At 70.5% G+C, this 10,794-nt stretch carries 10 protein-coding genes and 1 riboswitch; of the genes, 8 read left to right on the forward strand and 2 right to left on the reverse strand.

Annotated elements, in window-relative coordinates; all coding sequences use genetic code 11:
* Nucleotides 1-94 precede the first annotated feature (94 nt).
* Both ACWEBX_RS34540 and ACWEBX_RS34545 read right to left on the reverse strand, forming a co-directional pair.
* A complete protein-coding gene (locus ACWEBX_RS34540; protein ID WP_451888706.1) occupies nucleotides 95-661 on the reverse strand; it encodes a nucleoside deaminase in 567 nt (188 codons plus the stop codon).
* A gap of 32 nt (nucleotides 662-693) precedes the next feature.
* On the reverse strand, nucleotides 694-1,530 hold the full coding sequence (locus tag ACWEBX_RS34545) for an LLM class flavin-dependent oxidoreductase (protein WP_451888707.1): 837 nt from the start codon (nucleotides 1,528-1,530) through the stop codon (nucleotides 694-696).
* A gap of 192 nt (nucleotides 1,531-1,722) precedes the next feature.
* Nucleotides 1,723-1,832: riboswitch (SAM riboswitch) on the forward strand.
* 222 nt (nucleotides 1,833-2,054) lie between these two features.
* Between ACWEBX_RS34545 and ACWEBX_RS34550 the strand changes: the two genes are divergently transcribed.
* The 8 genes from ACWEBX_RS34550 to ACWEBX_RS34585 all read left to right on the forward strand — a co-directional run bounded on the left by ACWEBX_RS34550 (nucleotide 2,055) and on the right by ACWEBX_RS34585 (nucleotide 10,709).
* Complete coding sequence (locus ACWEBX_RS34550; RefSeq protein WP_451888708.1) at nucleotides 2,055-3,689, forward strand: ABC transporter substrate-binding protein; 1,635 nt, start codon at nucleotides 2,055-2,057, stop codon at nucleotides 3,687-3,689.
* The gene (locus tag ACWEBX_RS34555) at nucleotides 3,686-4,765 is read left to right on the forward strand and encodes an ABC transporter permease (protein ID WP_451888709.1); all 1,080 of its coding nucleotides are present in this window, start codon (nucleotides 3,686-3,688) and stop codon (nucleotides 4,763-4,765) included. The genes ACWEBX_RS34550 and ACWEBX_RS34555 overlap by 4 nt, the downstream gene beginning before the upstream one ends.
* 3 nt (nucleotides 4,766-4,768) lie before the next feature.
* The gene (locus tag ACWEBX_RS34560) at nucleotides 4,769-5,728 is read left to right on the forward strand and encodes an ABC transporter permease (protein ID WP_451888710.1); all 960 of its coding nucleotides are present in this window, start codon (nucleotides 4,769-4,771) and stop codon (nucleotides 5,726-5,728) included.
* Entirely contained in the window at nucleotides 5,721-7,445 is a 1,725-nt protein-coding gene (locus ACWEBX_RS34565) for a dipeptide ABC transporter ATP-binding protein (RefSeq protein ID WP_451888711.1), read from the forward strand. Before ACWEBX_RS34560 ends, ACWEBX_RS34565 begins: the two co-directional genes overlap by 8 nt.
* Nucleotides 7,442-7,705, forward strand: coding sequence for a DUF6059 family protein (locus ACWEBX_RS34570; protein ID WP_451888712.1), 264 nt, complete (start codon nucleotides 7,442-7,444; stop codon nucleotides 7,703-7,705). Before ACWEBX_RS34565 ends, ACWEBX_RS34570 begins: the two co-directional genes overlap by 4 nt.
* 105 nt (nucleotides 7,706-7,810) lie before the next feature.
* Nucleotides 7,811-9,106 carry a bifunctional 3-oxoadipate enol-lactonase/4-carboxymuconolactone decarboxylase PcaDC gene (gene pcaDC, locus ACWEBX_RS34575; protein WP_451888713.1) on the forward strand — a complete coding sequence of 432 codons (1,296 nt, stop codon included), beginning with the start codon at nucleotides 7,811-7,813 and terminating at the stop codon, nucleotides 9,104-9,106.
* A 72-nt stretch (nucleotides 9,107-9,178) separates the two neighbouring features.
* On the forward strand, nucleotides 9,179-9,814 hold the full coding sequence (locus ACWEBX_RS34580) for an MBL fold metallo-hydrolase (protein ID WP_451888714.1): 636 nt from the start codon (nucleotides 9,179-9,181) through the stop codon (nucleotides 9,812-9,814).
* Between the two features lie 115 nt (nucleotides 9,815-9,929).
* Nucleotides 9,930-10,709 (forward strand): exodeoxyribonuclease III, encoded by a 780-nt coding sequence (locus tag ACWEBX_RS34585; RefSeq protein ID WP_451888715.1) that lies wholly within the window; start codon nucleotides 9,930-9,932, stop codon nucleotides 10,707-10,709.
* Nucleotides 10,710-10,794 lie beyond the last annotated feature (85 nt).

Raw genomic sequence — 10,794 nt, forward strand, 5'->3', positions numbered from 1 at the left:
GTCGAGGGGCAGACGATCTCCGAGGGCACGGAAGGCCGCCTTTGAGCCTCACCAACTCGCAGGCGCGGTCGATCCGATTCGCTTGTCGGTGCTGTCAGCCGGCCGCGTCGAGGCCGGTCCGGAAGCGCAGGTGCAACTCCTTCACCTGCTCGGCCAGTTCGGGGACCGGGCCGGCGGTCTCCAGGCCGGGTACGACGTCCCGGATGGACAACGGGCTGAGGGGCGAGGTGATGGGCACGCCCCACTCGGCCTTCCAGTCCCGGGCCTGCTGGGACGAGCTCGCGTACACGATGCGGCCCAGTCCGACCCAGCCGTGCGCGGCCGCGCACATCGGGCAGTGCTCTCCCGAGGTGTACACGGTCGCCGCGGCCCGTTCCTCGGGGCTCAGATTGGCCGCGGCCCAGCGGGCGAGTTCGAACTCCGGGTGCCGGGTCGGGTCCCCGGTGGTGGACTCGCGGTTGCGGTCCTCGGCCAGGACCTTGCCGTCCGCGTCGGCCAGCAGCGAGCCGAACGGCCAGTCACCGGCGTCGACGGCCTCGGCCGCCAGGTCCAGGCAGCGGCGGAGATGAGCGAGGTCGGCTTCGCCGACGACGGAGGACGGGCCGGTGTCGTCGGCGTGGGGGCTGTCGCCGTGGTGGGTTTCGTGGGCGTTGGGGGCCACTGTGGCTCCGTCTCTGTGGGCGTGGGTGGGGGCTATGCCAGGTGCGCGGCCACGGTGGCCAGCGCCTGCCACGCCACCTCGGGCCTGAGGGTCTCGTCCGGGTCGCCGTTGTAGGGGTCGAGGACCACCGTGCCGGCACCGGCGAGGCGCAACTGCTCGATGTCGTCGAGGATCTGCTCGATGGTGCCTTCGCCGGCTCGGCGGTCTGGATGGTCGACCGGCTTCCGGGTGAGCCGGAGAACGATGCGCGGCGCCAGACCGGGTACGGGCCGGCCGAGTTCGTCGGCGATGTCCTTCAGGCGGTCCACCGCGTCACGGAACCACGGCATGGTGAACCGGAGCGGATGCCACGGCAGGCCGAGGCGGGCCGCCCGGCGCAGTCCCGCGTCGCTGTTGCCGCCGATCCAGACAGGAATCTGCCCGCTCCGGTAGTCGGCCTCGTCGGCCCACGCGGTTCGCAGGGTCTCCAGCAACTCGTCGGTCAGCGCGCCACGCCGCTCGAAGGGAACGCCGAGCGCGTCGAATTCCTCCCGGGCCCAGCCGACACCGACACCGAGGATCAGCCGGCCGCCGGAGAGCTGATGCAGGTTGGCCGCCATTCTCGCGACCAGCAGAGGATGCCGGTAGGGCGCGATGAGAACCGTGGTGCCCAGCTTTACCCGGGTCGTTAAACCGGCCAGCCAGGAGAGCGTCGTAAAAGGATCGTAGAACGGGGCGGGATACTGTTTCGCGACATCCGATGTGATGGCCACGTGGTCGGAGACCATCAATAGGTCGAAGCCGAGGCCTTCCACCGTCCTGGCCCAACGGGAAAGGGTTTCCGGGTCGGTGCCGGGTCCGAAATTGGGGACATTGACGCCTATCTGCATGGTCCGACCCTAGCAACCGCGCACCAATGGTGGGCAGTTGGTTCTCGCGCTTTTCCGGCCGCAGCTTACGCTTCACTCCGAAGGTCCGGTCCCGTGCAATACGATTGCAATCTGATGACTCATCAGATTGCAATCACATTGCTTGTCGCGCGCCCTTGACGCCGGGAGAACCGGGAACCTACGGTGAGCGCGAGCTACGAGTTCCGGTGATCAAGCCCTGGCTGGCCGGACGGCAACCCTCGACGCAGTGGGGTGCCCCAGGTGAAGGCTCGGCGGATCTTCCTGTTCTGCAAGTGCGTTCCCACCGGTCCGAGGGCCGACGACATTCCCGGGAGGACGGCGTGCCAACGGGCCTTGTGCTGTGCTCCCGGCGCCACGTGGATCTCCTGCTGGTCTGCAGCTGTCTCTGTCACGGCTGACCCGCACCCACTCCTCACCCTCCTTCACACGACAGCGCGCGCTCGGCATGCCCCGCCTGCCGAAGCCCCTTCGTGCACCCCACCATGCGGAAGCAGAGACCAGCCATGGCACAGCACAACACCACCAGACCCTTCCGGTCGCTCGGCGCGATGTCCCTCGGTACGGCGCTCCTGGTGGCCCTGACCGGCTGCACGAGCAGCAAGACCTCCACCGGCTCCACGGAAGCGGGGATCACCGTCGGCACGACGGACCAGGTGACCGCCCTCGACCCGGCGGGCTCCTGGGACGCGGGCTCCGGCACCATCGCGAGCGAGGTCTTCGCGACCCTGCTCAGCGTGAGGAACGGCGCCACGGAGGTCTCCCCGGACCTGGCCACCGGGATCGAGCCGACCGGACCCAAGGAGTACACGGTCACGCTGAAGAAGGGCCTGAAGTTCGCCAACGGCCACGAACTGACGTCCTCCGACGTCAAGTTCAGCTTCGACCGCACCTTGAAGATCGCCGACGAGAACGGTCCCTCGTCCCTCCTGTACGACCTCGACTCCGTCGCCGCCCCGGCGCCGACCACCATCGTCTTCACCCTCAAGTCGGCCGACGACAGCCTGTTCCCGCAGGTGCTGTCCACCGCCGCCGGCTACGTCGTCGACGAACAGGTCTTCCCCGCGGACAAGATCCTCGACGACAAGTCGATCGTCGCGGGCAAGCCGTGGAACGGTCCGTACGGCGTGCGCAGTTACGACAAGAACTCGCTGGTGTCCTTCACCGCCAACAGCGCCTACGGCGGCGGTCTGGGCGCCGCGAAGACCAAGAACGTCCAGTTGAAGTACTACACCGACGCGAGCAACCTCAAGCTCGACGTCCAGCAGGGCACCGTCGACGCCGTCTACCGCACGCTCACCACCGCCGACCTCGACGACCTGTCCAAGAAGAAGGACATCAAGGTCCACACCGGCTCGGGCAACGGCATCCGCTACATCGTCTTCGACTTCCGGACCCAGCCGTACGGCACCAGGACCAAGAAGCCCGACAAGGCCAAGGCGCTGGCCGTACGGCAGGCCGTCGCCGACTCCGTGGACCGGGCCCAACTCGCCCGGCAGGTCTACAAGAACAGCTACCAGCCGTTGTACAGCTCCGTGCCCGACGGCCTCACCGGCGCCACCGCCTCCTTCAAGTCGCTCTACGGCGACAAGAAGGGCGGCCCCGACAAGGCTGCCGCCGCCGCGCGCCTCAAGGCGGCGAAGGTGACCACCCCGGTCACCCTCAGCCTCCAGTACAACAGCGACCACTACGGCTCCTCCTCGGCCGACGAGTACGCGCTGGTCAAGACCCAGCTCGAGGCCACCGGACTGTTCAAGGTGAACCTCCAGTCCACCGAGTGGACCCAGTACGGCAAGGACCGCGTCAAGCACCTGTACCCGCTCTACCAACTGGGCTGGTACGCCGACTACCTGGACGCCGACAACTACCTCTCGCCCTTCTACTCGGCCAACAGCTGGGTCGCCAACGACTACTCCGACCCCGCCGTCCGTGAGCTGATCAAGAAGGAGGAGACGGAGACCGACACCGGCCGGCGCGCCGAACTGCTCGAAGAGGCGCAGGACAAGGCCGCCGCCTCGGTGCCCCTGCTTCCCCTGCTCCAGGGGTCCACCGCGATCGTCACCCGTACCGACGTCAGCGGTGTGCCCGACGAGCTGAGCAGCGCATACCAGTTCCGCTGGGCCGGGCTCGCGAAGAAGTGAGCGCCCCGACCCAGGACATCCCCGGCGCCGCCGCTCCGGCCGGCGGCGCCGCGGGATACGGACTCACCCGCTACCTGGTGGTCCGCTTCCTCCTCATCATCCCCACCGTGCTCGTCCTCGTCAGCCTGGTCTTCTTCCTGATGCGCGCCACCGGAGACCCGATCAGCGCCGCCTTCGGCGACCGGCTCACCCCGGACCAGCTCCAGGCCAAGCTGCACCAGGCGGGCTACGACCGGCCGTTGCTCACCCAGTACCTCGACTACCTCAGGTCCCTGGCCACCGGCGACTTCGGCCACACCGTCACCGACAACCAGCCGGTGACCCACGTCCTGGGCACCTACGGCGCCGCCACCGCCGAACTCGCCTTCAACGCACTCGTCGTGGCCCTCGTGGTCGGCGTCCCCCTGGGCCTGGTGGCGGCCACGCACCGGGATCGCGCGCCCGACGCGGCGCTGCGCCTGTTCGCCGTCCTCACCTACGCCACCCCCGTGTTCTTCGTGGGACTGCTGCTGAAGCTCGTCCTCGCGATCCGGCTCGGCTGGCTCCCCGCGTCCGGCCGGGCGAGCACCGACGTCCAGCTCTTCCTCCAGGACCAGTCCAGCACGACGGGGCTCTACCTCGTCGACGCCCTGCGCAGCGGCGACGGAGCGGCTGTCGTCGATGTCCTGAAGCACGCGGTCCTGCCCGCCCTCGCGCTGGGTCTGCTCGTCGCCGGCATCATCCTGCGACTGGTCCGCACCAACCTGATCGGCACCCTCTCCGCCGACTACGTGGAGGCCGCCAGGTCCCGGGGCGTGGCACCCCTCCGCCTGGTCACCCGCCACGCGGCCCGGCCCGCCCTGATCCCCGTCGTCACCGTCCTCGGACTCCAGGTCGCCGGACTGCTCGGCGGAGCGGTGCTCACCGAGACCACCTTCGAGTGGAAGGGACTCGGCTACGAACTCGCCCACTATCTGACGGTGCGTGACTTCCCGGCCGTGCAGGGCATCGTGGCCCTGTTCGCCGTCGTCGTGGCGGTGACGAACTTCCTCGTCGACATCCTCGCGGCCCTCATCGATCCCCGAGTGAGGTACTGAGCCGTGGCACAGCTTCTCCTCCGCCGGCGGACACCTTTGCCGGAGCGCCTGCGCACCGGCGGCGCGGTGCAGCGCGCCATGCTGCTCACGGGCGTGGTCCTCACGGCGCTCTTCGTCCTCGCGGCGCTCCTCGGCCCGCTGCTCGCCCCGCGCGGCTATGCCCAACTCCAGGACGGTTCCGGTCTGTTCGGATCGCAGCAGCACCCGAGCGGAGCCCATCCGCTGGGCACCACCATCGCGGGGTACGACGTCCTGTCCCGCACGGTGTGGGGAGCCAGGACCGCGCTGGAGATCATTCTCGCGGCACTGCTGCTGTCGGTGGTGCCGGGCACGGTCCTGGGCCTGGTCTCCGGATACCTCGGCGGCAGGCTGGACCGGTCGCTGGTCGGGCTGGCCGACGCGCTCTACGCGTTCCCGCCGCTGCTGCTCGCCATCGTCATGTCGATCGTGATCAGCGGCGGCAGGTCGAGCCTGGCCGGTGGTCTCGGCGCGGCCGCCTGCTCGGTGGCCGTGGCCTTCGTCCCGCAGTACTTCCGTGTCGTACGGGCCGAGGTGATCCGGGTGAAGGCGGAGCCCTTCGTGGACGCGGCCCGGGTGATCGGCACCGGAACCCGGCGGATCATGTTCCGGCACGTGCTGCGCAACTCGGTCCGCACCCTCCCGCTGATCTTCACCATCAACGCTTCCGAGGCCATCCTCACCCTCGCCGGGCTCGGCTTCCTCGGCTTCGGCATCGAGCCCAACTCGGCGGCCGAGTGGGGATACGACCTCAACCGCTCGGTCGCCGACGTCACTTCGGGGCTCTGGTGGACCGCGGTCCCGCCCGGCCTGGCCATCGTGCTCACCGTGCTCGGCACCACCCTCCTCGGCGAGAGCCTCACCGATCTGGCCGACCCCCGGCTCCGGCGGCGGGCCGCGGCGCCCACACCCACGACGACGGACGGAGGCACGGACGATGACTGACCTGCTGCGCATCGAGAACCTGCGGGTCACGTTCGCCACCGACGCCGGACCGGCCCCCGCCGTGAAGGGAGTGAACCTGGCCGTCGCTCCGGGAGAGACGCTGGCCCTGGTCGGCGAGAGCGGCAGCGGCAAGACCGTGACCGCCAGGTCGGTCCTCGGCCTGCTGCCCGCCACCGCGACGACCCGCGGCCGGGTGCTGCTCGGCGACGGCACCGCCGACCCGGCCGAGGACGTACTCACCGCGCCCCCGGCCCGTCTGCGCGAACTGCGCGGCACCCACGCCGCGATGGTGTTCCAGGAGCCGTCCACGGCCCTGAACCCGGTCTTCACCATCGGCTGGCAGCTCACCGAGGGACTGCGGGCCCACGGACACGGCGGCAGTAGGGCCGAACGCCGTGCCATGGCCGTCGACTGGCTCGACCAGGTCGGCATCCCGGACCCGGCCACTCGCGTGGACCACTACCCGCACCAACTGTCCGGCGGTCAGAAGCAACGGGCCGTCATCGCCATGGCCCTCGCCCTCGGCACCAGGCTCATCGTGGCCGACGAGCCCACCACCGCGCTGGACGTCACCGTCCAGGCGGAGATCCTGGAGCTCCTGCACCGGTGCCGCACCGACTTCGGTACCGCGGTGCTCCTCATCACCCACAACATGGGCGTGGTCGCCGACCTGGCGGACCGCGTGGTGGTGATGCGTGAGGGCGAGGTGGTGGAACAGGCGCCGGTCCGCGCGCTGTTTGCGACGCCCGGCCACGCGTACACCCGGGAACTACTGGCCGCCGTCCCGGTCTTCGGCCGGCAAGGAGGCCGCGCGCCGGCCTCCGCCGCGCGGACCGGGCCGCCGGTCGTGCGGGCCGCCGGGCTGGTCGTGGAGCATCCGGGACGGCTCAGGAGGAAGGGCTTCAGGGCGGTCGACGGCGTGAGTTTCGAGATCGGATCGGGTGAAGTGCTCGGGCTGGTGGGGGAGAGCGGCAGCGGCAAGACCACCATCGGCCGGACGGTCGCCGGTCTGACGGCCGTGACCGGCGGCGAACTCGACGTGTTCGGCGAGCCCTTGACGACCCGGCGACGCGCACGCGGCCGGGCCGGCCACATCGGCTACGTGTTCCAGGACCCCGCGGCCAGCTTCAACCCGCTGCTGACCGTCGCCGACAGCGTCGCCGAACCACTGGCCGTCCACCGGCGCGAACTGACGGCCGCGGCGATCCGCGCCGAGGCCGAGGCGTTGCTGGAGTCGGTACACCTGCCGCGCGCCTACGCGGACCGCTACCCCCACGAACTCAGCGGCGGCCAGCGGCAGCGTGCCGCGCTGGCCCGTGCGCTCGCCCTGCGGCCCCGGCTGCTCATCGCGGACGAGCCCACCTCGGCCCTCGACGTGTCCGTCCAGGCGAAGGTGCTCGGCCTGTTCGCCGAACTCCAGCGGGAACTGGGCTTCGCGGCACTGTTCATCAGCCACGATCTCGCCGTCGTCGAGCAGGTCGCCGACCGTGTCGTGGTCCTGCACCGCGGCCGGGTCGCCGCGTCCGGTTCGACCGCCGACGTACTGGGCAGTCCACAGGACGACTACACCCGCGGACTCCTCGCGGCACTGCCGGTCCCCGATCCGGTCCGGCAGTCCCGGCGGCGGGATCCGGTCCCCGACGCCCGGGAGGAGCGGGATACCCTCCGTTCCCACAGTGCGGTGGACGCCCTCGACGAAGGAGCGGCAAGGACATGACCGGTAGACGCCGCGCACGCCGATGGGCCGACGTGTTCGCCCGGTGGACCTCCGGTCTGCTGGCGGTCGGCTCCATGCTGTCGGGATGCCCGCTGCCCGAGCCCTCCGTCCACCGGGATGAGCCGGACCGGACGCCGGACACGAGCCGCCGGCCACCGGCCGGCCACCCGGAGCGGCCCGCGGGGCACGTCCCGCCGACGGACGTGGAGCGGGAGCTCTGGTGTGCTTTGGGCATCGAGGTCCGACGAACATATACGTGAAGCCACGCCGGAGGACCCTTACGACGCCACCCCATAGGGGGACAGCTCGCACGGGATTCAGGCCCGATCACGTGAAAATTCGTGTGATGTGAGAGCGTGCAGGGCGTGAGTGAGACACCGACCAATACCCTGCAATACCGCCTCGACGGCCCGGAAGACGCTCCGGTCCTCATACTCGGACCCTCGCTCGGCACCACCTGGCACATGTGGGACCGGCAGATTCCCGAGCTCTCGAAGAGCTGGCGGATCTTCCGTTTCGATCTCCCGGGACACGGCGGAGCACCCGCCTATCCGGCCGGATCGGTGGCCGAACTCGCCGGACGGCTGCTGGCGACGCTCGACCGGCTGGGCATCCAGCGTTTCGGGTACGCGGGCTGCGCGTTCGGCGGGGCCATCGGGCTCGAACTGGCGCTGCGCTGCCCCGAGCGGGTGGCGTCCCTGGCGCTGATCGCCGCCTCGCCCCGTTTCGGCACGGCCGACGAGTTCCGGCAGCGTGGGGTGATCGTGAGGTCGAACGGCCTGGACCCGATCGCCCGTACCTCGCCCGAACGCTGGTTCACGAGCGGCTTCGCCGCGGCCCAGCCCGCGATCACCGAGTGGGCCGTGCAGATGGTCCGCACCACCGACCCCGGCTGCTACATCGCTGCCTGCGAGGCGCTCGCCGCCTTCGACGTGCGGGGCGAGCTGGGCATGGTGGGTGTTCCCACCCTCGTGCTGGCCGGTTCCGACGACGAGGTCACCGGGCCCGCGGAGGCCCGCACACTGGTCGCCGGGATACCGGACGCCCGGCTCGCGGTCGTCCCCGGTGCCTCGCACCTGGTTCCCGTGGAGCAGCCCGCCGCCGTGACGGATCTGCTCGTACGGCACTTCTCCAGCGCCTGGCTGCCTGCCTTCGACTCGTCCACCGGTCAGATGGCGGTCCAGGCCGCGCAGGCGTACCCCGTGCAGGCCGCCCCGCCGCCGGTCGCGCCCTTCGCCGAGATCGCCCCGGCCCCCGTCGCGCCCGAGCCCCTGGGACGGCAGGATCCGTACGACATCGGGATCAAGGTGCGCCGCGACGTGCTCGGGGACGCTCATGTCGATGGGGCGCTGACCTCGGCGGACGAGTTCTCCGGGGACTTCCAGGAGTTCATCACCCGGTACGCGTGGGGCGAGATCTGGGACCGGCCCGGACTCGACCGGCGCTCGCGCAGTTGTGTGACGCTGACCGCGCTGGTCGCGGGCGGCCACCTCGACGATCTCGCCGTGCACACCCGCGCCGCCCTGCGTAACGGTCTCACCCCGGCGGAGATCAAGGAGGTGCTGCTCCAGACGGCCGTCTACTGCGGTGTGCCGGCGGCGAACAGCGCCTTCCGGGTGGCCCAGAAGATCATCCGTGAGGAGACGACCCCCCAGGAGTGAACGGGCGGAGCCGTCCGGCGGACTCGTCCACAGGAGTGACCCCCGGGCCGGGTGCGGGGGCAGGATGGGCTCATGAAGCTCACGAAGAAGTCGCACTCCTGCGTCCGTCTCGAGAAGGACGGGCGGACGCTCGTCATCGATCCCGGGGGTTTCAGCGAGGAGGACGCCGCCGTGGGCGCGGACGTCCTCCTCGTCACGCACGAGCACCCGGACCATTTCGACGAGGAGCGGCTCCGCGCGGCCATGGAGGCCAACCCGGCGGCCGAGATCTGGACCCTGCGGTCGGTGGCGGAGAAGGTCTCCGCCGCCTTCCCCGGCCGGGTGCACACCGTGGGTCACGGCGACACCTTCACCGCCGCCGGTTTCGACGTCCAGGTGCACGGCGAACTGCACGCGGTGATCCATCCGGACATCCCGCGGATCACCAACGTCGGCTATCTCGTCGACGGTGGCCGCGTCTTCCATCCCGGGGACGCCCTGACCGTCCCCGACCGGCCGGTCGAGACGCTGATGCTCCCGGTGATGGCGCCGTGGAACAAGATCTCCGAGGTCATCGAGTACGTGCGCGAGGTCAAGCCGCAACGCGCGTACGACATCCACGACGCCCTGCTCACGGACCTCGCGCGGCCGATCTACGACCGCCAGATCGGTGCCCTCGGCGGCTCCGAGCATCTGCGGCTGACGCCGGGAGCGTCGGCGGAGGTCTGAGCCGGGGCCGGCCGCGCCCGCACCCGTGGTGCTCCGTGCCGTCCCGGTGGTGAGAGGACGGCACGGAGTGTCTCCGGCGGACCCGTTGTCTTACCCGCCCGGTAGGTTGTGAGGCATGCGTATCGCCACCTGGAACGTGAACTCGATCACCGCCCGGCTCCCGAGGCTGCTGGCCTGGCTGGAGAGCAGCGGCACGGACGTGCTGTGCCTCCAGGAGGCCAAGGTCGCCGCCGAGCAGTTCCCCGTCGAACAGCTCCGCGAGCTGGGTTACGAGGCGGCCGTGCACGCCACGGGACGGTGGAACGGCGTGGCGGTGATCTCCCGGGTCGGCCTGGAGGACGTGGTCAGGGGCCTGCCGGGCGGTCCCGAGTACGAGGGCGCGGAGGAACCCCGGGCGGTCTCCGCGACCTGCGGTCCGGTCCGCGTCTGGTCGGTGTACGTGCCGAACGGCCGCGAGGTGGAGCACGCGCACTACGCGTACAAGCTCCAGTGGTTCGAGGCCCTGAGAGCGGCGGTGGCGGGCGACGCGGCGGGCAGCCGCCCGTTCGCGGTGCTGGGCGACTACAACGTCGCGCCCACGGACGACGACGTGTACGACGTGGCCGCCTTCGAGGGGCTGACCCATGTCACCCCGGCCGAGCGTGCCGCGCTGGCCGCTCTGCGCGGGGAGGGCCTGACGGACGTGGTCCCGCGCCCCCTCAAGTACGAACACCCGTACACGTACTGGGACTACCGCCAGCTCTGCTTCCCGAAGAATCGCGGCATGCGCATCGACCTCGTCTACGGCAACGAGGCGTTCTCGACGGCGGTCAAGGACGCGTACGTCGACCGCGAGGAGCGCAAGGGCAAGGGCGCCTCGGACCACGCACCGGTCGTGGTGGACCTGGACGTCTAGTGCCGCGGCAGGCAACGTTTGCCCGTCAAGGAGCGGCGCCCGGTGCGTGCTCTCGGTGTGCCGGCCGGAAGTCCTCGTACTGGAT

It is taken from the genome of Streptomyces sp. NPDC005070, from assembly GCF_053600395.1.

Coding starts and splice junctions, on each gene's coding strand:
- ACWEBX_RS34545 (WP_451888707.1), bottom strand. CDS start 1,530: ATGCAGATAGGCGTCAATGTCCCCAATTTCGGACCCGGCACCGACCCG.
- ACWEBX_RS34550 (WP_451888708.1), top strand. CDS start 2,055: ATGGCACAGCACAACACCACCAGACCCTTCCGGTCGCTCGGCGCGATG.
- ACWEBX_RS34565 (WP_451888711.1), top strand. CDS start 5,721: ATGACTGACCTGCTGCGCATCGAGAACCTGCGGGTCACGTTCGCCACC.
- ACWEBX_RS34570 (WP_451888712.1), top strand. CDS start 7,442: ATGACCGGTAGACGCCGCGCACGCCGATGGGCCGACGTGTTCGCCCGG.
- ACWEBX_RS34580 (WP_451888714.1), top strand. CDS start 9,179: ATGAAGCTCACGAAGAAGTCGCACTCCTGCGTCCGTCTCGAGAAGGAC.
- ACWEBX_RS34585 (WP_451888715.1), top strand. CDS start 9,930: ATGCGTATCGCCACCTGGAACGTGAACTCGATCACCGCCCGGCTCCCG.